This window comes from Paenibacillus sp. FSL F4-0097 (assembly GCF_038593125.1).
GTDB lineage: Bacteria > Bacillota > Bacilli > Paenibacillales > Paenibacillaceae > Paenibacillus_AQ > Paenibacillus_AQ odorifer.
In genome coordinates this window covers 5,263,758-5,288,057 of sequence record NZ_CP151965.1, presented here as the reverse complement: position 1 = coordinate 5,288,057, position 24,300 = coordinate 5,263,758, and the positions used below count along the sequence as shown (strand labels likewise).

At 45.4% G+C, this 24,300-nt stretch carries 16 protein-coding genes; 14 read left to right on the top strand and 2 right to left on the bottom strand.

Annotated elements, in window-relative coordinates:
• The first annotated feature begins 33 nt into the window (after positions 1-33).
• The 14 genes from MHH86_RS23735 (at position 34) to dnaJ (ending at position 17,808) form a co-directional block, all read left to right on the top strand.
• Positions 34-519: a hypothetical protein gene (locus tag MHH86_RS23735; protein WP_036677514.1), complete on the top strand. Its 486-nt coding sequence runs from the start codon at positions 34-36 to the stop codon at positions 517-519.
• 140 nt (positions 520-659) lie between these two features.
• The gene (gene lepA / locus MHH86_RS23730) at positions 660-2,474 is read left to right on the top strand and encodes a translation elongation factor 4 (RefSeq protein WP_036677511.1); all 1,815 of its coding nucleotides are present in this window, start codon (positions 660-662) and stop codon (positions 2,472-2,474) included.
• Positions 2,475-2,579: 105 nt separating this feature from the next.
• Positions 2,580-4,385, top strand: coding sequence for a histidine kinase (locus tag MHH86_RS23725; RefSeq protein ID WP_235219398.1), 1,806 nt, complete (start codon positions 2,580-2,582; stop codon positions 4,383-4,385).
• Positions 4,370-5,137: a response regulator gene (locus MHH86_RS23720; RefSeq protein WP_036677509.1), complete on the top strand. Its 768-nt coding sequence runs from the start codon at positions 4,370-4,372 to the stop codon at positions 5,135-5,137. Before MHH86_RS23725 ends, MHH86_RS23720 begins: the two co-directional genes overlap by 16 nt.
• A 95-nt stretch (positions 5,138-5,232) precedes the next feature.
• A complete protein-coding gene (locus MHH86_RS23715; protein ID WP_038572941.1) occupies positions 5,233-6,537 on the top strand; it encodes an extracellular solute-binding protein in 1,305 nt (434 codons plus the stop codon).
• A 91-nt stretch (positions 6,538-6,628) separates the two neighbouring features.
• Positions 6,629-7,513 carry a sugar ABC transporter permease gene (locus MHH86_RS23710; protein ID WP_232061438.1) on the top strand — a complete coding sequence of 295 codons (885 nt, stop codon included), beginning with the start codon at positions 6,629-6,631 and terminating at the stop codon, positions 7,511-7,513.
• Positions 7,514-7,576: 63 nt separating this feature from the next.
• Complete coding sequence (locus MHH86_RS23705) at positions 7,577-8,404, top strand: carbohydrate ABC transporter permease (RefSeq protein ID WP_076105906.1); 828 nt, start codon at positions 7,577-7,579, stop codon at positions 8,402-8,404.
• 18 nt (positions 8,405-8,422) lie between these two features.
• Positions 8,423-10,699, top strand: a complete 2,277-nt coding sequence (locus tag MHH86_RS23700) for an FAD-dependent oxidoreductase (RefSeq protein WP_076105908.1) — start codon at positions 8,423-8,425, stop codon at positions 10,697-10,699.
• A 185-nt stretch (positions 10,700-10,884) separates the two neighbouring features.
• Complete coding sequence (hemW, locus tag MHH86_RS23695; protein WP_076105910.1) at positions 10,885-12,057, top strand: radical SAM family heme chaperone HemW; 1,173 nt, start codon at positions 10,885-10,887, stop codon at positions 12,055-12,057.
• A 93-nt stretch (positions 12,058-12,150) separates the two neighbouring features.
• Positions 12,151-12,642 (top strand): N-acetyltransferase, encoded by a 492-nt coding sequence (locus MHH86_RS23690; protein WP_076105914.1) that lies wholly within the window; start codon positions 12,151-12,153, stop codon positions 12,640-12,642.
• A 103-nt stretch (positions 12,643-12,745) separates the two neighbouring features.
• On the top strand, positions 12,746-13,777 hold the full coding sequence (gene hrcA, locus MHH86_RS23685) for a heat-inducible transcriptional repressor HrcA (protein WP_036677493.1): 1,032 nt from the start codon (positions 12,746-12,748) through the stop codon (positions 13,775-13,777).
• Between the two features lie 48 nt (positions 13,778-13,825).
• Positions 13,826-14,407 (top strand): nucleotide exchange factor GrpE, encoded by a 582-nt coding sequence (gene grpE, locus MHH86_RS23680; protein ID WP_036677491.1) that lies wholly within the window; start codon positions 13,826-13,828, stop codon positions 14,405-14,407.
• A gap of 175 nt (positions 14,408-14,582) precedes the next feature.
• Positions 14,583-16,430, top strand: coding sequence for a molecular chaperone DnaK (dnaK, locus tag MHH86_RS23675; protein WP_036677488.1), 1,848 nt, complete (start codon positions 14,583-14,585; stop codon positions 16,428-16,430).
• A 253-nt stretch (positions 16,431-16,683) separates the two neighbouring features.
• Positions 16,684-17,808, top strand: coding sequence for a molecular chaperone DnaJ (gene dnaJ / locus MHH86_RS23670; protein WP_038572930.1), 1,125 nt, complete (start codon positions 16,684-16,686; stop codon positions 17,806-17,808).
• A 187-nt stretch (positions 17,809-17,995) separates the two neighbouring features.
• Here dnaJ and MHH86_RS23665 read toward each other — a convergent pair whose 3' ends face one another.
• Positions 17,996-18,190 carry a hypothetical protein gene (locus tag MHH86_RS23665; RefSeq protein ID WP_155288180.1) on the bottom strand — a complete coding sequence of 65 codons (195 nt, stop codon included), beginning with the start codon at positions 18,188-18,190 and terminating at the stop codon, positions 17,996-17,998.
• Positions 18,191-19,699: 1,509 nt separating this feature from the next.
• Positions 19,700-24,256, bottom strand: coding sequence for a S8 family serine peptidase (locus MHH86_RS23660; protein ID WP_342479442.1), 4,557 nt, complete (start codon positions 24,254-24,256; stop codon positions 19,700-19,702).
• Positions 24,257-24,300: the final 44 nt, after the last annotated feature.

The window sequence follows — 24,300 nt, the reverse complement described above, 5'->3', positions numbered from 1 at the left end:
TAAATTACCAAGGATCATAAAGGAGTGGTGTACATGTCGCGTTTCGGAAAAAAACTGGTTATGGTTGGGATTTGGGCAGGGATTGGCATCCTCTTAGGGATGCAGTTCGGCGGAAGCGGTGGGTCAACAGTCTCTAAGATTCTACCCGGCTGGAATGCCAGCCCGACTACGCAGACCAGTCAAGTAACAGGCATGCAGCCACAGCCACAACTGCAAAAGAATGGTGTGACACAGGGTGGGCAGACTTATGTATATGTGCCAATGGTAATCGATCCTGTCACAGGTGCATATACGGCTGTTTCTCCTTTGCCTCAAAATAGCAATACAACGCCAGCCGCAGATCCTCCTCAGCAAGTTGTGGATGATTATAGTACGAAATCTCCGGAGCAAATTCTAATTCCTGAGGAGCAAAAGCCTACAGTCGATGTTCTGGCAGATAAGACGGCAGGTCTCTTGCAGCAGGCTTCCCAGAAGGGAATCCGCTGGGTAGTTTCATTGTTCGCTTCGGCAGAAAATTAACAGCAAATTTAGAAGAAACGGTTATTTCACGGGATCGTGTATAGCTGTTTCTTTTGTTTTGGGCCAGCGCGGGATTGATGGAGTAAGCTTGTACTGTTATAATAAGTGGATTAATATCAGGCTGTCTGTGGGGGTAAGGAATGACTGACGTTCAGAAAAGACAACAACAAATTCGCAATTTCTCGATTATTGCACATATAGACCATGGTAAATCGACACTAGCTGACCGCATTTTGGAATACACGGGGGCACTAACCACGCGTGAAATGCAGGAACAGGTACTCGATCAGATGGATCTGGAGCGCGAACGTGGTATCACAATAAAGCTGCAAGCCGTGCGTTTAACCTATCGTGCAGACGATGGTGTAGAGTATTATCTCAACTTGATTGATACACCGGGGCACGTCGATTTCACCTATGAAGTTTCCCGCAGTCTTGCAGCATGTGAAGGCGCACTGCTGGTCGTGGATGCGGCTCAAGGAATTGAAGCACAGACGCTGGCCAATGTGTATTTAGCACTGGATAACAACTTGGAAATCCTACCTGTGCTCAACAAAATCGATTTGCCAAACGCTGACCCTGACCGGGTAAAGCAGGAGATTGAGGATGTTATCGGGCTGGATACCAGTGAAGCGGTTATGGCATCTGCCAAAGCCGGTATCGGAATCAAGGAAATTCTGGAGCAGGTGGTGAAGCAGGTTCCTGCGCCATCCGGTAATTCAGAAGAGCCGCTTAAAGCATTGATCTTTGACTCTCACTACGATCCTTACAAAGGCGTTATCGTCTATGTGCGCGTAATGGACGGGAAGATCCGTGCGGGTTCGAAGATTAAGATGATGGCAACTGAGAAGACCTTCGAGGTCATTGAAGTTGGCGCATTTATGCCGCGTATGACCATTGTCGATGAATTGAACATCGGTGATGTTGGCTTTATCGTAGCTGGGATCAAGCATGTTGGAGATACCCGTGTCGGTGATACTGTCACTGACGCAAAGAATCCTACTGCTGAGCCGCTTCCGGGTTACCGTAAGATCAACCCGATGGTATATTGCGGGTTGTATCCGATTGAGACCTCCGATTATAACGATCTTCGTGAGGCCTTGGAGAAGCTCCAGCTAAATGATGCTTCGCTAAGCTTTGAGCCGGAAAGCTCAAGCGCGCTTGGATTTGGTTTCCGTTGCGGTTTCCTTGGACTCTTGCATATGGAGATCATTCAAGAGCGGATTGAGCGCGAGTTCAATCTGCCACTAATCACAACAGCGCCGAGTGTTATTTACCGAATTATGCTGACCAATGGCGAAATGATCCAAATCGACAACCCGTCACATTATCCGGAGATCGGTACGATTGACTACATTGAAGAGCCGTATGTTAAAGCAGCGATCATTGTGCCTAACGACTTCGTGGGTACTGTAATGGAGCTGTGCCAGAACAAACGCGGCGAGTTCGTAAATATGGAATATCTAGATACTAATCGTGTAACGATTACGTACGAGATTCCGCTGTCTGAGATCGTTTATGATTTCTTTGATCAGTTGAAATCCGGTACGAAAGGATATGCTTCTTACGACTATGAAATTTGCGGATACCGTCGTTCGAATCTGGTCAAGATGGATATCTTGCTTAACAATGAGCAGGTCGATGCCTTGTCCTTTATCGTTCACCGCGATCGTGCCTACAACCGCGGACGTATCATTTGTGAGAAATTACGTGGGATTATCCCTCGTCAAATGTTCGAAGTGCCGATTCAAGCCTCTGTGGGTACGAAGGTAGTTGCGCGTGAAACCGTTAAGGCGATGCGCAAAAACGTACTTGCTAAATGTTACGGCGGTGATATTTCCCGTAAACGGAAGCTGCTTGAGAAGCAAAAAGAAGGTAAGAAACGCATGAAGCAAGTGGGTAGTGTAGAAGTACCACAAGAAGCTTTTATGGCAGTACTGAAGATCGACGAGTAAAAAATAGGTAGAGCCGGGAGAATATCCCGGCTCTATTTTTTTGAGCAGGAGCAGATTACAATAGGGGGAAGGATTGTAAGCACATACAAAGTGAGGGGAGTCCTCGTGAAGCGATTATATTTGAAACTTACGCCAAGTACCTTTAAGAATCGGATTTTGTTAGCTTTCTTGCTGTTGGTCCTAACACCCATTGCCATACTCGTTCTATATAACTTTAAAGAGACAGAACGAATGCTGCAGGATAATGCGGAAACGAAGAACATAGAGCAGCTTATTGGTATTAAGAATGGTTTTGTTGATCTCATGAGTCTCGTGATGAAAACAGGGTCATTACTCGAACAAGATACGACGATTTTATCGATAATGAAGAATCCCGAGCAATCTGATGAAATCACGAGAAAAAAACTCGTTGAAAACAAGTTTGGAGCGATTGAAAATACATTCTTCATGAGTGGAGCGACGGTGTATTATACTTTAATCGACCTTCATGGAAACGCATACACTTCCTTTATGCCAAAGGAAACTTTGAGCTACGACGAAATCCAATCGGAGGATTGGGTTCAAGCATTGAAGCGAGAAGGAACGAATCGATATATATGGAATCCGAATGACAAGAATAATGTGGTCCGGGAAAGTACAACAAGTAAGAAAATGCTTAGTCTCTATGAGGTTATGCGTGATAATGATTTGAATATTTATGCCTATGCAAGATTAAGTATCGATTATGAGGAGTGGTTTACTAGATCAACGTTAGGGAGTAAACAGGAAGGGGCTTTATTTCTACTCGATGCCTTGGGGGGAGTGATGCTTAATCCCCTTAAGGATGAGGCTTTTTCCTCTGATATTGCGCAGAGTATTGTGAAGAGTGCCAACCAGCGGCAGACGGGGCGTGCTGCATCCATTGTCAACCCGAAGGAGGAAAGCTTATACACCTACAGCTACATCGAGGAGTTAAATGGCTATGTTGTTAAAAAGGTGCAGCTAGCACAGCTTTTTCTTGAAGTAGACAAGCAGAAACGACGGTTTTTTGGTGGATTTGGAATCATTCTGCTGCTATTTGTTCTATTAACTTATTTCATATCATCGACGATTACAGTGCCGCTTAAGAAGCTACAGAAGAAGATGGAAATGACCGCTAAGACGAATCTCAAAATGAAATTACCCGAGCAAGGGCGGGGAGAGATTCTTGCCCTGACTCAGAGTTTCAATATAATGATTCATGATTTAAATGAGCTGTTGCAGCGTCTTCAGCTTGAAGAAAAACAGAAGCAATTCGTTCGGTTTCAGGTATTACTTTCGCAGATGAACCCGCATTTTCTACTAAATACATTGAATACGATAAAGAGCATTGCCTTAGATAAAGATGATGATGAAATTTATGGAATTTGTGTTGCACTAGGAAAAATATTGGAGACAACCTTAAATACTGAAGTGGATTTGATCCTGTTAAAGGATGAAATCGTACTAATAGAATCTTACATGGAGATACAGCGGCAACGTTTTGGACATGGGATTGAAATTCAATATGATATCAACGAGGAGCTGCAATACGCGTTAATCCCTAAATTTTGTCTGCAGCCCTTAATTGAAAATAGCTTGATTCACGGCTTCGGTCAGTCAGTAAAACAAGGGAGAATTGATATCTCCGCTAAGGTGACTGGACAACAGCTGTACCTGCAGGTTAGAGATAACGGCATGGGGATAGAAAGAGCACAGCTGAATAAGGCTACACGGAAACGTAAAGGAATCGGTGTTCAGAATATTAGGGAGAGCTTAGAGCTGTTGTTCAAGAATCAACGGACAGGTATGGACATTGTATCTTCGGATACAGGAACTGAAGTGATCATCCATTTTCCATTCCTTATTTCAAAACCTTACGATGGAGGTAAGCTCACATGTGGAGAACGTTAATTGTGGATGATGAACAACCTGCGGTTAAAAGTATACGGAAGCTATTCTTAAAGGCTGGAATCCCGTTTGAAATTATAGGTGAGGCGGAGAATGGAGAAGTAGGCTTGCAAATGATTCGTGAGCTTCAGCCTGATGTGGTAGTGACGGATATCAATATGCCGGTGATGGATGGGGTGAAGCTTCTTCAAATTGCGCGAGAGGAAGGCTTCGAATGCCGGTTTGTAATGTTGACCGCATTGAGTGAATTTGAATACGCCCGCCAGGCGCTCGTATTTGGGGCTTCGGATTACATTTTGAAGTTATCTTTAGATCTCCAAGGTTTGAAGCAGACCATGGGTAAGGTTCAGGCCGAGCTGGAGCGAATGGTGAAGATGAAGAAAGCCGATAAATGGTTTCCGGAGAAGCAACAAACGGGACCGACAGATCATGTGGAGATGAACAAAATTATAGCTTATATTGAAGAACATTATGCTGAGGACATCTCGCTCAAATCCATGTCAGAGTTGATCCGGATGGATGCCAGCTATATAAGTGACTTATTCAAGAAAAAGACAGGGAAAACGTTGACCAATTATATTCAAGAGCGTCGGATTCAGGCTGGGAAAATGCTGCTTGCAGAAACGAAGCTAACGATTAGCGAGATTGGGCAGCAGGTAGGCTTTGAGAACGATAATTATTTTATAAAAATCTTCAAAAAGTGGTGTGGTGTCACGCCAAATGAATTCCGTAAAGAACCAAAAAACGTTCTATAAGTTCCCAAATGTAGTTCATCCCCCAGAATCCGCTCTGATGATAAAGTTATAGATGTAGAGCACAACACATAATCCTTCCAAGGGGGAAGCTATCTATGAAGAAAAAGTGGTATCCTGCAGTGCTTTCTGTCTTATTAGCAGGTACGATGCTGGCTGGTTGTGGGAGTGGTGGAAGTAATGAGGCGCAGGGCAGTGCAAATGGAGAAACAGCAAAGGAGAAAATAAAGCTTACGATGTGGGGGGCAGTTCCTGCCGAAGCCGGGCCTCAAGCTGTAATTGATAACTGGAATAAAGATCATCCAGACATTCAGGTCGAGTATATCCGTAATGTAAATGACGATGCAGGCAACTTAAAGCTAGACACTGCATTGATGACCAATCAAAACATAGACCTTTTCATGAACTACGATCTTGCTCATTTACAGAAACGTATGGATGCAGGCGTTGCCTTGGATCTGAGCACGAAAACAGATTATGATATCGACAGCCAGATCGGCGAGGACGCAGCGATGTGGAAAATCAATGATAAGTACTATGGGATTCCTACAAAGAAAAACATGGCGTTTGTATGGTTGAACAAAGATATGCTGGATGCAGCAGGATTACCGATTCCTGCGGTGGACTGGACTTGGTCAGATCTTGAGGAGTATGCGAAGAAGCTAACGAAGCCTGGTGTGTACGGATTATTGCAGGCAGATTCCTCCTTCTCAACAACGATGGACGGTACGCTGGCTGGAATGGGTGTGAAACAGGCGGATGGTACCTCAAACTTTGGGAATGATCTCTGGAAACAGCACCTGGAAATATTGCATAACATGATGTTCGTAGACAAATCCACACCGGAATATGGGGAGCAGCTGACCAGTAAAATGCCGGTGGATACCATGTTCCTGCAAGGCAAAGCGGCAATGCTGGCAGCCGGTGAATTTATTTTTAGAAATGCGAACAACTTGAAGGACTATCCGCATGATTTCAAAACCGCGTTCGCCGCTATTCCAAAAGTGAATAAAGATCAAAAGGATTATAAATATTCGGGCGGTGTGGGTGACATGCTTGCTCTTAATGCAAAGTCCAAGAATCTGGATGCAGCTTGGGAGTTCGCAAAATGGTATGCGGATGGCGGTATGCTGCCAATGGCAAGCGGGGGTCGTATTCCAGCCTCTAAGAGTGTGGACAGTAAGGAAGCGATGAGCCTTCTCTTGAATGGTGTAGAAGACAAATATGATACAGATTCAATGAATAATATTGTATTCGGCAAATTCCCATCCTTCCAGCTAAATGTACCTCAACAAGCCATTGATGCACGTAAAGAAGAGTATGAAAAATACTTCTTAAATAAGCAAGATATTGATACCACGATGAAAAATATGCAAACCCGTTCGCAAGAGTTAATGAAATAAAGAAATAGCTGGCACAAAAGAGAAGGAGGAAGATTTCTTCGTTCTTCTCTTTCGTGTACCCATTTTTCAGCATACGAAAGGCGGCGATACCGTGAAGCGGAGAAGCTGGATGGACAGACAAGGCTGGATCGGCATGACTTTTATTCTCCCGAATATGATTGGTATTCTCTTATTCTTTGTGATTCCTGCAATCTTTTCCTTTGTCCTGATGTTTACGAATTATCAATTTTCAAATCCGAATTGGCAATTTACCGGGCTGGATAATCTCAAACGGTTGTTCCATGACGATAATTTCTATGCCTCGATCAAATATACGGTGATATTCCTGATATCGGTTCCAGTATCGATGGTGCTCGCTTTTATTGTGGCGCTATTTCTAAACCGCAGTGTGTATCTTAAAGGCGTATTACGTGGAATGTTTTTCTTACCGTATATCTCTAGTGGAGTAGCCGTTGCATTTGTCTGGATGCTGCTATTTCAGCCTTCACAGGGACCCATCAATGAACTGCTTCGCTGGATTGGCATAACATCGCCGCCAGGATGGTTTGCAGATACGGAAACCGCAATGTATGCCATTGATATCGTACAGATTTGGCTGATGCTTGGCTACAATATGATCATATATTTAGCAGCACTACAGGAAATTTCGACAGAACAGCTAGAAGCTGCCCGGATCGATGGTGCAAGCACATTCAAAACAACATGGAAAATTGTATGGCCTCTTGTTAGTCCAACAACTTTTTTATTAATGATTACCGGATTAATTATGACGATGAAATCGTTCTCGATTATTCAAGCCATTACGGCTGGAGGACCTAGCGGAAGTACGACGGTCTTATCACTATTCGTTTATAAAACAGCATTCAGTTATTACGATATGGGATACGCTTCAGTCATTTCATGGTTCTTGTTCGCCGTCATTCTCGTCATTACAGTCATTCAGTGGATCGGCCAAAAGCGCTGGGTTCATTACTAAATAACCCTACAAAGTGGAGCTTTGCGGGAGGCCCCGAAACCATAAATTAAAGGAGCAGGCGGTATGAATGAAAAAGCAGGAAACATGAAGGTGAAGCTGCCAGTGACGATCATCATGTTTGTTCTAGGACTATTTATGATTGTGCCTTTTCTATGGATGCTCAGCACATCTTTTCAGACACCTGCCGAGGTGTTTAACGAATGGCTGCCTTCATCTCTCAACTGGAGCAATCATATTCGGGTATGGACAGGAAGTTATGATTTTGTTCCGTATTATTTAAATTCACTTAAGATATCGATTATTGGAACTGCGGGAGCTGTGTTTCTATCTGCCCTTGCCGCTTACGGATTTTCACGTACTTCGTTTAAAGGGCGTGATGGCCTATTCGTCATATATCTATCCATGATGATGATTCCACCGCAGGTGCTTTTTGTTCCTAAGTTTATCATGTTTAACTGGGTTGGGATTTACAATACGCACTTGGCCCTAATCCTTCCAGCCATGTTCTCGATCTTCGGTGTATTTATGCTTCGGCAGTTCTTCATGGGCATTCCTAAGGAAATTACGGAATCTGCTTTTCTGGATGGAGCCGGGCATTACAAAATATTTTTCCGCTTAATTCTGCCATTAGCGAAGCCGGCAATCGCTACATTTGCTATTCTTGATTTCTCCTGGCAATGGAATGATTATGAGAATGCGCTTGTATTTTTGCAGAGCCCTAAGCTATATACCATTCCGCTTGGATTACAGAATTTTATTCTTGAGAACAATGTGGATTACAACGGAATGATGGCCGCTTCGTCGGCTGCGATCATTCCAATGATTGTTATCTTCTTCATAGGTCAGAAATATATTATTCAAGGGATTTCTAGCTCGGCTGTGAAAGGCTAACTATAGGAGGGTACTGACATGAGAACAGAAACGGTTAAATCCGATGTGACAGTGGTCGGGGGTGGACTTGCAGGGATGAACGCGGCGATTGCTGCAGCACGTCTTGGGTTAAAGGTAGCACTGGTACAGAATCGTCCTGTACTTGGTGGTAACTCGAGTTCAGAGGTTCGGGTATGGGTATGTGGTGCAACAGGACATGGTGTAAATCGCTATGCACGTGAGACAGGCATTATGGGTGAGCTGTTCATCGAGAATCAATACCGGAACCCGGAAGGGAATCCGTATCTATGGGATCTAACCTTGCTCGAAGCGGTGAAGGCAGAATCGAATATCAGCTTGTTCCTAAATACCGATGTACGTGAAGTGGAAGCGGAAGGTGAGGCAGAGGAGCGTACGATTCAGAGTGTGACCGGCTGGATGATGGGATCTGAGCGTTTAATCACGTTCGAGAGCGATGCTTTCATCGATTGTACGGGTGATGGTTTAGTTGGCTTCCTAGCAGGAGCGGATTTCCGATTAGGACGTGAAGCCCGTCATGAATTTAATGAGGAATGGGCACCAGAAGTGCCTGATAATATTACATTAGGCAGTACATTATTATTCTATACACAGGATACTGGAAAACCGGTACGTTATGTAGCACCCTCATTCGCGAAGGATATTACAACAACGTCTATCCCGATCCGCCGGGTCATTCGGAGTGGGGATTCAGGCTGTCACTACTGGTGGATTGAGTGGGGCGGCGAGCTTGATACGGTGGATGAGAATGAACGTATACGTGATGAACTATCCTCTGTTATTTATGGAATTTGGGATTATATCAAAAACTCAGGCCATTTTGATGCCGAGAATATGACGCTTGAATGGGTTGGCTCGATTCCGGGTAAACGTGAATACAGACGGTTTGTTGGCGATACGATTCTAACGCAAAATGATATTCTCGCGCAGCGTGAATTTGCAGACCGTATTGGATTTGGTGGCTGGTCGATTGATCTACATCCACCACAGGGGATGTACGCACATGAGAGTGGCTCCAAGCATCTGCATGCGGACGGGATCTACCATATTCCATTTGGTTCGCTATATTCGAAGAATGTACGGAATCTATTCTTCGCGGGCCGTAATATCAGTGCATCTCATGTGGCTTTTGGAACAACACGCGTTATGGCAACCTGTGCAATCATGGGTGAAGCAGCTGGAACAGGTGCCGCTTTATCCGTCATCAAAGGTGTGCCCCCTCGTGAAATTCGCGAGCAGTATATGCATGAATTGCAGCAGGTGATGTTAAAGCAAGATGCTTCGATTATTGGATTACGTAACGAAGATCCACTGGACCTCGCCAGAAAAAGCGAGATTCATGCATCCAGCACGATGAATGGTATCCTGCTGGATCGCCCAGCCGAAGCTTATGAGCTTTCTCATGATGTAGGGATTTTGTTTCCGGTTGAAGGAAGTATCCGTGGGTTAAGGCTGCTTGTGTCAGCAAGTATTCAGACGCAGCTGACCGTGGAGATCTGGACGACTGGACGCGCGGAAAATTACGTGCCGGCGGAGTGCAAACAGGTTGATGTTATAACAGTACAGGCTGGAGAGCAGCAATGGATTGAAGTTCCGATACAAGAGGAGAAATGTAGTCCAATCGGCGAATGTAATATCTTCGCTATTATTCGAGCTAATGAACACCTTCAATTGCATATTTCAGAAACCCCAATCACTGGTGTCATTACATTTGAGCGAGGTGCTAAATCCGTTGTTGATTCAGCGCTGGAGGATCATCAGCCAGATCAGCCGGTGATAGAGTGGAGCATGAAACAACTTGTACGCAGGCATTTCTGCTTTGCAGTAGAAACATCGGCATATGCTGCATCTAAAGTCATTGATGGATATGTTCGACCTTTCGCGGGACCGCATAGCTGGGTTTCTGAGCCGATGACCGCGGGTAGATCGGAGTGGGTAGAGGCGCGTCTCCCGGATGCTGCCCCAGTCTCCGAAATTCATTTCACCTTTAATGATGATGTCAATGAAGATCTCATCAACTTACATCACCATGAAACGCCATTTCTAGTGATTCCTGAACTGGTAAAGAACTATGATGTAGAGCTGCTCATTGATGGCGCGTGGCAAGTCATGCTCCGTGTCAAAGACAACCATCGCCGGAAGAATGTTCATCGATTAGAGACGCCTGTCCTTACAGATGCTGTCCGAATCGTTATTCATGAAACTAACGGTGGAGTACATGCCGAACTTGTGGAAATGCGGATTTATCAAGAAGCAACGGTTTTGCCGTCCTTATAGGTACGGTATCCGTTTCTGCTGGAAATACAAAATATATAGGATAACGTAAAACTTATACTTTCATGTATTTTAAAATAGAGTGCATTTATAAATGAACGCCCTCGAAGGGAAGCCGTCAGGCTTCCCTTTTCTTGTTTTTTAGATTACACTATTCAAACGATATTTTTATATAAAGGAGACAGCTAATGACAACGAAGACTAATGGCCGTCCCCCTGAGGCTGTATACATTCATATCCCTTTTTGTACCAATAAGTGCTTTTATTGTGATTTTAATTCCTATGTACTCAAGGATCAGCCAGTTATGGATTATCTCGAAGCTTTGGATCGAGAGATGGAGCAGACCGTCAAGAACACCCCTCCGGGTGTTATCAAAACGATCTTCGTCGGCGGAGGCACGCCCACTGTTTTAAAACCTGATGAAATGGCTTATTTCTTAAAGTCTGTTCGTACGCATTTCCCAAACTGGGATAAAGATATTGAGTTCTCTATGGAAGCTAACCCTGGAACAACGGATCTGGACAAGCTGACGGTTATGAAAGAAGGCGGCGTGAACCGGGTGAGCTTTGGCGTTCAAGCATTTCAGAACGAGCTGCTCACAGGCATCGGCCGGATTCATAATGTAGATGATGTATACCGGAGCCTAGAGAATGCACGTGCAGTTGGACTAAATAATCTTTCAGTTGACCTGATGTTTGGGCTGCCTAATCAAACTGTTGAGATGTTGGGCGAAAGTATCCGCAAGGCGTTGGAGCTGGATCTACCCCACTATTCTATTTACAGCTTGAAGGTGGAGGAGAATACTCTTTTTCACACGCTGTTTAATAAGAACAAACTTCCTCTTCCTAATGAAGAAGATGAATTGCAAATGTACCTCCTGTTGATGTCCTCTATGAAGGAAGCTGGTTACAATCAATACGAGATCAGTAACTTCGCGAAACCGGGAATGGAGAGCCGCCATAATATCACCTACTGGCGTAATGAAGATTATTATGGTCTAGGAGCAGGAGCACATGGATATGTGGGGCGTCAGCGGCATATTAATGTTAAGGGCGTAAATCCATATGTAGAAGCAACACGTAAAGGGCTGCCACGACTGGATGCATACCCAATCTCAGAAGCAGAAGCGATGGAAGACTTTATGATGGTCGGATTGCGTATGCATGAGGGCGTCTCTAATGAAGCTTTTCAGGCGCAATTCGGGCGTTCAATAGAGGAAGTATTCGAGAAATCCTTGCATAAAATGCTGCATGCAGGGCTGTTGGAACAAGAAGCAGGAGTTTACCGACTCAGCAAGCAAGGAATCTTGTTTGGGAACGATGTTTTTGCTGAATTTGTAGGCGCCCTGACAGAAGTTTAATTTTAAAATACCCCTTGAATTGTAATTCACTCTGTTGTATATTTATTCATATTATCAACAGAGGGGTGAACCAAAGTGCTTGCCAAGACGGAAATGATTCGCCATTCGTCTCCAGCGGGAGACGCACAGGTGATTTGTAGAAATGCTGTGGTAGAAGACGTTGAGCCATTGTATCTAATGATAGAAGAGTATGCACAGCGCGGCATCATGTTGCCCCGTTCCCGGCAGGCGCTGACACGCCAGATCGATCAATTCGTAGTTGCTGAAGTCGAAGGCAGATTCGTAGGCTGTGGTTCACTTTTCAAGCTCGGGAATGATCTCGTAGAGATTCGCTCGATTGGCTTGAATGATGAAGGTAAGGGTAAAGGCGTAGGCTCCATGATATTGGCGAAGCTGGTCGAGGAAGCTAGGAACCAGAAAATCCCAAAGGTAATGGCACTAACCTATGCTGTTGATTTTTTTCTTAGAAATGGATTTGAAGTCGTCCAGAAAGAGATTTTCCCCGAAAAAGTATGGACAGATTGCGTGAATTGTAAAAAGCAGCATGCCTGCGATGAAATAGCAGTGCTTAAGATACTGAACTGACTTGACAACGTCAATGTCAGTTTGGTATTTTTGTATTAGTGGTTAGCACTCATCTGAGTCGAGTGCTAACGAATCGGAGCCACAGCCGATAGGAGGGAATAACATGTTAACTGATCGCCAGAGAATGATACTAAATGCAATTGTGGATGATTATATTTCATCGGCAGAGCCAGTAGGATCTCGCAGCATTTCTAAACGGGGAGATGTAGGATACAGTCCGGCTACGATTCGAAATGAAATGGCTGACCTGGAGGATTTAGGTTATCTCGAGCAGCCTCATACATCGGCGGGAAGAATTCCTTCCCATAAAGGATACCGATATTATGTGGATCATTTGGTACCGTGGAATTCCGCCGAAACGGCAGAAATGGGCACGATCCGCGCTTTTTTTGCCGAGAAGCTAAATGCAATGGAGCAGGTAATCCAACATGCGGCGATGATTCTTTCCAATATGACGAATTATACTTCCATCCTGCTGGGACCGGAGGTTTTTCATACTTCATTGCGTCATTTTCAGTTGTTACCACTAGATGATACAACCGCTGTGGCCATTATCGTCACAAGTACGGGGCAAGTTGAGAATCGTACGGTGAACATTCCGCCGGAGATTTCTGTTTCCGAGATGGAGAAAGTGGTTAACCTACTGAATAGTAAACTGGTCAATGTACCACTCTATAAGCTGAAGACTCGGCTCTATTCCGAGCTTGGCGAAGAAATGCAGCGTCACATCTCACATTATGAAGAATTAATGCAGGTGCTGGACACCGCGCTGGAAAGCGATCAAGAGCAGCGCATCTATCTCAGCGGAGCAACGAATATGCTGACACAGCCTGAGTTCAAAGACGTAGACAAGGTGAAGAGTATTCTTGATCTGCTGGAAGAGACACCGACACTGCTCAAAATGCTGGCCCCTACAGTGGGTGGCACAGGTATTCAAGTACGAATAGGAACAGAAAACAATCACGAAGCGTTCGCTAACTGTAGTCTGATCACCGCCACTTATTCACTTGATGGGCAGGCACTAGGAAGCATTGGAATCCTTGGGCCGACCCGTATGGAATATGCAAGAGTGATGGGGATCTTGGGCATTTTATCCCGAGATTTGACAGCGATGCTGGCGCACTGGTATAAGTGAACAGAGTCAACATGATTTCGTGAATGATTTTAAGGAGGTGAAGACAACTTGAAAAAGGAACAAGTTCAAGATTCTAATGAATTCAAAGAGGAATTGATCAATGAGGAGCCTGTGGCTGAAGTAGTCTCAGATGCCGACTCATTTACAGCTGAAAACGTTAGTGAAGGTGCTTCAGATACAGGTGCTGAGGTGAAACGCCTACAGGATCTTGCTGATGAATATCAAGGTCGTGCACTTCGTGCACAAGCTGATTTTGATAACTTCCGTCGTCGTACCCAGAAGGAAAAAGAAGAGTTGGCTCAATATGCTACCTCCAAGCTCCTGACGGAATTGCTTTCCGTGCTGGACAATTTCGAGCGTGCGTTAGTCACTACTCCAGCTAATCCTGAATCCGAAGCTTTCGCGAAGGGCGTTAATATGATTTTCCGTCAGCTGGATGGGGTATTGAAGGCTGAGGGGCTTACAGCTATGGAAACAGTAGGACAGCCTTTTAATCCTGAATACCATCAGGCTATTATGCAGGTTGAGAGCGAGGAGTACGAAGAGGGTATCGTTACAGAAGAGGTTCAAAAAGGATATCTTCTGAAAGATAGAGTTCTTCGTCCGGCCATGGTCAAAGTCAGCATGTAGTCTGTCTATATAGGACGGGCAGTTTCTGCTCGCCATAAAGCAGCAGTGCTTTTGCCTACTATTTATCCGATTGCAGGCTGTTGCCCGGATAGTTTATTATCAATCGAATTTTTTTGATATTTTTATAAATTTATTGAGCTTAGGCTCCATATAACTTTAGAGGAGGCAAATTATTGTGAGTAAAGTTATCGGTATTGACTTAGGAACCACGAACTCTTGCGTTGCCGTTATGGAAGGCGGCGAAGCCGTAGTAATTCCAAACCCAGAAGGCGCGCGTACAACCCCTTCGGTTGTAGGCTTTAAGAAAGACGGCGAGCGTATCGTCGGTGAAACGGCTAAACGCCAAGCGATTACTAACCCTGATCGTACGATCAGCTCTGTTAAACGTCACATGGGTACTAACCACAAAGAAAGCATTGATGGTAAAGACTACTCCCCACAAGAAATTTCGGCAATGATTCTGCAAAAACTGAAATCCGATGCAGAGGCTTATCTTGGCCAAACTGTTACTCAAGCGGTTATCACTGTTCCTGCTTATTTTAATGACAGCCAACGTCAAGCTACCAAAGATGCAGGTAAAATTGCAGGTTTGGAAGTTCTGCGTATTGTGAACGAGCCAACAGCAGCAGCTTTGGCATATGGTCTGGAGAAATCCGAAGATCAAACCATTCTAGTCTATGACCTTGGTGGCGGTACTTTTGACGTATCCATCCTTGAACTTGGTGATGGCTTCTTCGAAGTAAAAGCTACAAGCGGCGACAACAAGCTGGGTGGCGACGACTTTGACCAAGTGGTTATGGATTACCTGGTATCCGAATTCAAAAAAGAGCAAGGCATTGATCTGAGCAAAGATAAATCTGCTGTACAACGTTTGAAAGATGCAGCTGAAAAAGCGAAAAAAGAATTGTCAGGCGTACTGACAACAACTGTATCGCTTCCGTTCATCACTGTGGTTGACGGCGTACCTCAGCACTTAGAGATCAACTTGACTCGGGCGAAATTTGATGAACTGACTGCTGGTCTGGTAGAACGTACTTTGGGACCAACTCGTCAAGCATTGTCTGATGCTGGTATGACACCTGCAGACCTTACTAGAATCGTTCTGGTTGGTGGTTCTACACGTATCCCAGCTGTACAAGATGCTATCAAAAAGCTTACTGGCAAAGAACCACACAAAGGTGTGAATCCGGATGAAGTAGTAGCTCTTGGTGCTGCTGTTCAAGCGGGTGTATTGACTGGTGATGTTAAAGACGTTGTATTGCTTGACGTAACTCCGCTTTCCCTGGGTATTGAAACTGCAGGTGGCGTGTTCACGAAGATGATCGAGCGTAATACTACGATTCCTACAAGCAAATCCCAAGTATTCTCAACCTTTGCTGACAATCAACCTAGCGTAGAGATTCACGTGCTGCAAGGTGAGCGTCAAATGGCAAATGGCAACAAGACACTGGGACGCTTCATGCTGAACGAGATTCCACCAGCACCACGTGGCGTGCCACAAATCGAAGTTTCTTTCGATATTGATGCCAACGGTATCGTAAATGTATCTGCAACAGATAAAGGCACGAACAAGAGCCAAAAAATCACTATCACTTCTTCCAGCGGCCTGAGCGACGCAGAAGTAGAACAAATGATGAAGGATGCCGAGCTTCACGCTGAGGAAGACCGTAAGCGTAAAGAACTGGTAGAAGCGAAGAACGGTGCTGACCAACTCGTGTATTCTACTGAAAAAGTAATTAAAGATCTTGGTGATAAAGCTGATGCTTCTGATGTTGAAAAAGCAAATGAAGCTAAAGATAAAGTTAAAGCAGCACTTGAAACTGACAATCTTGAAGAAATCAATGCAGCTACAGAAGCATTGACTGAGATTGTACAACAGTTGTCCATGAAGCTGTACGAACAAGCTGCTCAAGCTGAGCAAGGTGCTGAAGGTGGCGCTGGAGCCGCTGAAGGCGCTCCTAAAAAAGATAATGTAGTTGACGCTGACTATGAGGTTGTTGACGAAGATAAGAATCAAGGGTAACCTTATACGATAAGTGTAATAGGAAACTGATAAATTCTTATATAGTTAAGAAGGGAAGGTCAAAACCGGGTCATCCCGTGTTTTGACTTTCCTTTTGTAATATCAGATTGCACACTCTTTGCGAATGCGCCTTCTGATATTGTAAGAATAAACATCGCTGAATCTGGATGGTCAGATCCTGAGGTTTTATCGTATAATGGTTTGTTTGACAGGTAATAAGGAATTTGAGTATGTATGCACGGAGGTGAAAGCAGTGGCAGATAAACGCGATTATTATGAAGTGCTTGGCCTAAGTAGAGATGCTTCAGACGATGAGGTGAAAAAAGCGTACCGGAAATTGGCGCGCCAATATCACCCAGACGTGAATAAAGCAGATGACGCTGAAGCTAAGTTTAAGGAAGTAAAAGAAGCTTATGATGTTCTTAGTGATGGACAACAGCGAGCTAGATATGACCAATATGGCCATATTGACCCTAACCAAGGTATGGGCGGCTTCGGAGGCGGCGGTGGTGGCGACTTCGGAGGACTTGGTGATATCTTTGATATGTTCTTCGGAGGCGGCGGACGCCGTGATCCTAACGCACCGCAGCGCGGTGGGGATTTGCAGTATACCATGACCATTGAATTCAAGGAAGCGGTATTCGGCAAAGAAACCGATATTACTATTCCACGTACAGAAACTTGCGATACCTGCTACGGCTCCGGGGCTAAACCGGGCACTAAACCAGAGACTTGTTCCGTATGTCATGGTAGTGGACAACAGGAATTCGTACAGAATACACCGCTTGGACAGATGCGTAATCGTCGTCCTTGTTCACATTGCAGTGGTACAGGTAAGATTATTAAGGAAAAATGTACAACTTGCAGCGGACAGGGTAAAGTTAAAAAGCAACGCAAGATCCATGTGCGTATCCCTGCCGGTGTTGATGACGGTGCACAGCTGCGCATGACTGGCGAAGGTGAAGGCGGCTTACGCGGCGGTCCTGCTGGAGACTTGTATATTGTTATCCGTGTTAAATCGCATGATTTCTTCGTGCGTGAGAACGATGATATTATGTGCGAGGTTCCACTTACGTTTGCACAGGCAGCACTTGGTGATGAGATTGAAATTCCAACCTTAACCGAAAAAGTGAAGCTGAAGATTCCTGCCGGAACGCAAACAGGCACTTTCTTCCGCCTCAAAGGTAAAGGTGTTCCGCGTCTGCGCGGATCTGGCCAAGGTGATCAGCATGTACGAGTAATTGTTGTGACACCTAGCAAGCTCAATGAAGAGCAAAAAGAATTGCTACGCCAGTTCGCTTCTCTGAACGGAGAAAACACACATGAACACGAACAGTCCTTCTTTGATCGTGTGAAACGTGCGTTTCGCGGGGACTGATATCCTAACTCATTCATTCAGTAAATGAATAGAAAAAAGACAGCAGAGCAGCGATCCTCCCATTATTGGGGGATCGCTGCTCTGCGTTTTTGTTTAGCATGAGATTAGGGCAGGGCCATTTAACTAACCTCATGCAATTCTTTGGAGGAGCTGTGATGCTGGAACCTGGGGAATTTTGCGAGCTTGGCTAACTCGGAAAACCCGGAAAAGCCTGGCAGCTCGTGGTGAACTCGGCAAGCCCGGTAACTCCGGTAACTCCGGTAACTCCGGTAACTCCGGTAAACCCCGCCGAACCTCTGAACCCGAATCCCGTCCCCGAACCCTGAACCGCGAACCCTGAACTGCGAACCGCGAACCCCGAATCCCGAACCCCGAACCGCAAACCGCGAACCGCGAACCGCGAACCGCGAACCCCGAACCCCGAACCCCGAACCCCGAACCCCGAACCCCGAACCCCGAACCCCGAACCCCGAACCCCGAACCCCGAACCCCGAACCCCGAACCCCGAACCCCGAACCCCGAACCGCGAACCGCGAACCGCGAACCGCGAACCGCGAACCGCGAACCGCGAACCCCGAACCCCGAACCGCGAACCCCGAACCCCGAACCCCGAACCCCGAACCCCGAACCCCGAACCCCGAACCCCGAACCCCGAACCCCGAACCCCGAACCCCGAACCCCGAACCCCGAACCCCGAACCCTGTAACCTTGAAACCCCCGACTGGTCTCCATCTTTTTTTAACACACTATCTGTTTTGGGTGGGCATGGTAAATGTCGCATAATCCAGCATTTAAGTGCAACTGCGTCCGATAGCGCCGAGAATAATCATCTGAGTGGATAGGACCCAAAAGATGCTGGAGGCATACGGACCCAGATGGCGCTATTTGCACATTTTTCTCCTTTTGAGCGAAGTTTCGGACTCCAGTGCACCTATTGCTCAGAAAAGCGCTCATATTTGGTGTTTTTCGTGCTAATAGCGAGTATGGGGTCCGGTGGGCATGGCAAATGTCGCATAATTCAGCGTTTAAGTGCAACTGTGTCCGAAAGCGCTGAGAATAATCATCTGCGTGGATAGAACCCAGAAGACGCTAGAGGCTTACGGACCCAGCTGACGCTATTTGCACATTTTTCTCCTTTTGAGCCAAGTTTCGGACACCAGTGCAGCTATTGCCTAGAAAAGTGCTTATATTTGGTGTTTTTCGTGCTAATAGCGACTATGGGGTCCGTTGGCATGGCAAAAGTCGCATAATCCAGCGTTTAAGTGCAACGGTGCCCGATAGTGCCGAGCATAATCTTCTGCGTGGATAGGACCCAAAAGACGCTGGAGGCATACGGACCCAGTTGACGCTATTTGCAAATTTATCGCCTTTTGAGCGAAGTTTCGGACACCAGTGCAGCTATTGCCTAGAAAAGTGCTCATGGTTGGTGTTTTTCGTGCTAATAGTGACTATGGGGTCCGTTGGCATGGCAAATGTCGCATAATTTAGTGTTTAAGTGCAACGGTGTCCGATAGTGCCGAGCATAATCTTCTGCGTGGATAGGACCCGGAAGAATCTGGAGGCATACGGACCCAGTTGACGCTATTTGCAAATTTATCGCCTTTTGTGCGAAGTCGGACTCAGCTGATGCAATTTGCACATTTTTCTCCTTTTGAGCGAAGTTTCGGACTCCAGTGCAGCTATTGCTCAGAAAAGCGCCCATGATTGGTGTTTTACGTGCTAATAGCGACTATGGGGTCCGTTGGCATGGCAAATGTCGCATAATTCAGTGTTTAAGTGCAACTGTGTCCGATAGTTGTCTCGTATGCGCCCAGATGTGACCTTAAGACGAGAAAGCCCCAGCAGCCAAATGGCTGCTGGGGCTTTCTTTGAGAGTTCAACTAGATACTGTTTAAGAACGTAGGTCCTCAAACACACGGCTCAGAATCGTTGCTGCTTGTGCACGAGTCAGAGTGCCTTGTGGATTGAAGTTGTCCGCACCAACGCCCTTGAGATAACCTTTGCTTACAGCATAGGCTACGGCGTTACGTGCTTCTGCAGCGATGTTGTCGGCATCCTTAAAGCTCAAAGGAGTCTTAGCTACTGTAAGATCAGCGCCTAGGGCCTCAGCTATGATAAGGGCTGCTTCTTCGCGAGTCAGCACATCACGTGAACCACTTTGTTTGATACGAGTATTCCAAGTGTCACCTTTTCCAAGTAGACGGTCGAAGAGCGTTAGTAGCTCCGCTTGATTTAAGGTGTCAGTAGGCTTGAAGCTGCCATCGGTTCCTTTGCCGGCAATGATACCATGAGCAGCAAGAACTTCGATATCGCCTTTAGCCCAGTGAGTGCCGATATCCTTGAAGCTTACATTACGGAATGCAACGCTATAAGAGCCGTCGCCAGTAACTGTAAACTGTAGAATACCTTCTTTAGAGAAAGATCCAGGTTGCAGATAGGACCACTTATGATCCTTTGTTTCTGCATAGGCGGCAGTTTTTCGAGCATCACGTAGACTGCTGTCTTTTAGATTAAGCTGAAGGGTAATCGGCTTTCCGGTTGTCCAACCATTTTTAATGGTCAGAATGGAAGAACCAATATTGATCGCAGCTGAGCTTCCTGATAAGACTGCTGTATCGCTAGCATCAGCCAGACTTATCGTAAGCAACAAACCACTGCTGCTAATGAAATCCGGAAGGGTTGCCGCTGGAATAAGAACATTGAACCCACTACCGTTAAGGCTGAGTGCATTCTCCGATTTCTTCAACTGTTCGGCTTGCGCCGGGGTAAGAGTAATAACGACTTGGCTATACTTATTGAAATTCACATCGCTAAGATCAAGTACAGAAGTCTTATCTTTTGCATTCTGGATCGAATTTGTTAATGCAGCATCTAAGATGTTAAACACCGTTGAAGGTTTACCACCAGCTGGATCGGCTGTCTCTACTAGCTTCCCGGATTTCAAAGAAGGTCCAGGAGTGGGAGTGCTGGTTGCTGTAGATACATAGGTCTCAGAAGATGGAGAAGACGTAGGTGATGGTGTCGGTGTTGGCGTTTCTGTTGGGTCTGGCGTTGCTGATGGCGTTGCTGATGGTGTCGGTGTCGGTGTTGGCGTTGGTGTCGGTGTCGGTTTTTCAGGTGTGCTAACAGTTACACTTACTGTTCTCAAACCAGATGGGATAGTTGATGTTGTGGCATCATTCCAAATCTGAACATCATATAGCTCAAAGGAATAATCTCCTGCTGTTGCTGGTTCGAAGGTTATTTGGGCTAGTGAGCCAGAGCCGTGATAAGCACCTCCTGACAGATTGACACTATATTGTGTCAGTTTGTGGCCGTCTCCAAGGTCATACGTTTGTGAATATTCTGTAAGTGGAACACTAGAGAAATGCTCCTCTTGATACGTAACCAGCTGTACGCTTGGCTGGATTACCGGTGTTTCAAGGGAATTATCGTATATGACACCGAATGAAGCCCCATAGACGCCATAAACCTCGTCTGTCACGGAATAATCTAAATCAACGGTCACAGATTGTCCTACTTCAATGGTGGATGCAGAAAGAGCCGGAGTTACTGTGAAAGTACCATCCCCTGTGCTATAAAGCAGCCGCTGAACGTAATCATCGTCGTCTGCACCATTCCCCACTTTATCGACCACATGGACTTTGTACTCATTTAGCCCCTCGTTAACAGGAACATCAATGGTAAAGGCACCGTTATTTGCAATCACACCGCCAAATTTATAAGCATTCCCATCATAATGTTTGCCTTCGGCATATACGGTAAACCAGTTTCCAATAGGGTTTGTATTAGAAATATAATAGGCCATTAGGTCATCATCAATAAAACCACTAATTTGTGCCACGCCAGGATCGGTTGGCGCTTCACGTTCATACTCCTCAATGGTGATGCCGGAAACTAGCGGCTTCTCGGTATCAATTGTGAACTCGGCCTTTTGTTTCTCGAGCAGTTGCCCATTGGGAAGCACGGGAATGATGTAGTAGTGACCATCTGCTAAAGTAGACTTGGCGGAGGTCTCCAGGTCTGTTAATGTTCCATCCCAATTTGGAACTTCGTATACGCCACGATAGATCTTCTCGTCGATTGCATAAACTTCACCTAAAACTGTTGCAGGAGCATCTTTTGAAGAGGCAACGAAACTTATGCTTTCCAGCTCTTCATTAACAGAAAAGGTAAAGGTGGTGTCGTCTGAGCGACCATCACCATTAGGTGAAATTTGTGGACTTTCAAAAGAAAGCTGATTAATAGGTGCTACATTAAATTGGTCACCTACAACAACGTTAAATGGCAGACGAAGGGTTTCTGTATCAGAGGTAAGTAACAGGATGCCTTCATATGCGCCCTCTTTTGCTATTTTAGATACATTGAGTGTAAATTGTGCATATTGATTTACCCCTGAGATAACACTGTTTGGTGCAAAATCAATACTAATATCATTAGGAGCTTCTGTCAGCCATTTGGTGGAAAGGGTGTATGTTTCTCCATTCCCTTTAAAGTCCTCTACATAGACAGCTTTCGTTACGGTAACACCCTTTGGCTGTAAGCCGAAGGATAAGGAACCTGTGTAATAAGGGATTTCAACAGTACCCGGAAGACCGCTGTTAAGGATCTCACCGACTTTAGCAATGGATTTAGCGTTTATCGACTTCTCCAGATTAATTAAACCTGCACCTTGTTGGTACAAGGAGTAAGAATTCCCATCACGTTTAAAAATAGGATCAGCATTGTTCATCAGCAGGGCTTTAATTTCATTTGGCTTCAGATCAGAGTTTTTACTCAGTAACAAAGCCACAGCTCCTACAACGTGTGGAGTTGCCATGCTAGTGCCATTTTTTAAGCCGAAAGCTTGGTCATAGTTCCCATCCCAGCTAGGGATCGTCGAGTTGATATTGACTCCGGGCGCTACAACATCAGGTTTTATTAGATAATCGGGCATCCCCGGACCCATAGAACTGAAGTTTGCTAACTGATTTACTTCAAGCGCTATATAGTAACTGATTATATCTTTAGCCGCAGCCATCTGAGTTTTTATTTTTTTGCCATCGGCTTGACTGATTCCGTAGGTAGGAATGTAATCCCCAGGCGCACCAAGGGTGGGGCTGATTTCACCAGGCTCATTATTGGCAATCAGCAAAAGCTTCGCACCAGCAGCTTTGGCATTAAGAGATTTGTCTGAGAAGCTCAGCGAGCCCCGATCGACAAGCACTACCTTATCTTTGACATCCAGATTTTTGTAATCGGAAGGACTTCCAAGACCAGCGAAAACGATCTTACTGCCAGCAATATTATCGATTAAATCTGGGGAGTAACTGGCTAATGTCCCGGGAATCTTTTTAACATCGCCAATATCAAAGAAAGGGGTATTTATCGGAGTAGTAGAAGCTCCAACACTAAGCGCGAGTTGGGCACCAGCGGGTTCGCCCAGTGTTCCTGCATCCGGTCCAGCGTTACCGGCGGCAACAATAACATTCACGCCCGATTTTACGGTATTGTCTATCGCGATTGAACTCGCGGAATAGCTTTGGTTGACACTAGAGCCTAGAGAAAGGTTAATAACATCTGCTCCGTCATCGACCGCTTTCTCAATACCCGCAATTACATCCGCTGTGGAACCAGATCCATAGGGACCAAGTACGCGATACGCATACAATTCTACCTCAGGTGCCACATCTAAAATTGTCCCGGCAACGTGTGTACCATGCGAGGTTTCGTAAGGAGTGCCTGCTCTTGGAGGGAAGTTAGCATCAGGGGCTGTTTCAGCCGGATCATCATCCTGATCATATACATCATAGCCGCCCTTATAATTATCTTTTAACAAAGGGTGATTCTTATCAATACCAGTATCGACAACCGCTACCTGTACATCTTTGCCTGTGTAACCTAAATCATGTAGTTTGTCCGCGCCTATTAGCTTGCCGCTGTCTGAATAGGAACGTGTAACAGGTAATGTCGCTACTTCAACACTGTCTGCTAACGCATGTACTTCTTCATTCGGATAAATAGCGGCAACGCCTGGAAGCTCTAACAGCTTGTTTACTTGATTGGCTGGCAGCGTAATGGAATACCCATTAAAAATCTCACTGTATTCAAAACCGATATTTGCATCGATTTTCTGTGTTGAGGAAATAAAGCTTTTATGCTCTGAGATAATTTTACTGCGTTGTGAGGAGACTGAGGATCGTAAAGAATAAGTTTTTGCCTCATTTACATACACACTGACTGGTTTATTAGTCAATTCCACAATCACTGAAACTGGTGCTGAACCTTTGAGTACTCCAGCATAGTTATGAGGGGTCACACTTTGAGACTGTACATCCGTAACCAGGGTTGAAGATTCAAGGGATGAGTTCGCAAATGCAGCTGATGGAAAAAGAACAGACACAGCCAGACCGAAGCTTGCCGCTCCAATAGCAAATCTTTGAATAGAGTGTTTAAAGGTACGTTTCAAATAAGTTCATCCTCCCAAATGAATTTTTTGTATTACAATGTGTC

What these genes read in the sequence shown, in the direction of transcription:
- MHH86_RS23735 (WP_036677514.1), top strand. Translation starts at nt 34, where the DNA reads ATGTCGCGTTTCGGAAAAAAACTGGTTATGGTTGGGATTTGGGCAGGG.
- lepA (WP_036677511.1), top strand. Translation starts at nt 660, where the DNA reads ATGACTGACGTTCAGAAAAGACAACAACAAATTCGCAATTTCTCGATT.
- MHH86_RS23720 (WP_036677509.1), top strand. Translation starts at nt 4,370, where the DNA reads ATGTGGAGAACGTTAATTGTGGATGATGAACAACCTGCGGTTAAAAGT.
- MHH86_RS23715 (WP_038572941.1), top strand. Translation starts at nt 5,233, where the DNA reads ATGAAGAAAAAGTGGTATCCTGCAGTGCTTTCTGTCTTATTAGCAGGT.
- MHH86_RS23705 (WP_076105906.1), top strand. Translation starts at nt 7,577, where the DNA reads ATGAATGAAAAAGCAGGAAACATGAAGGTGAAGCTGCCAGTGACGATC.
- MHH86_RS23700 (WP_076105908.1), top strand. Translation starts at nt 8,423, where the DNA reads ATGAGAACAGAAACGGTTAAATCCGATGTGACAGTGGTCGGGGGTGGA.
- hemW (WP_076105910.1), top strand. Translation starts at nt 10,885, where the DNA reads ATGACAACGAAGACTAATGGCCGTCCCCCTGAGGCTGTATACATTCAT.
- MHH86_RS23690 (WP_076105914.1), top strand. Translation starts at nt 12,151, where the DNA reads ATGATTCGCCATTCGTCTCCAGCGGGAGACGCACAGGTGATTTGTAGA.
- hrcA (WP_036677493.1), top strand. Translation starts at nt 12,746, where the DNA reads ATGTTAACTGATCGCCAGAGAATGATACTAAATGCAATTGTGGATGAT.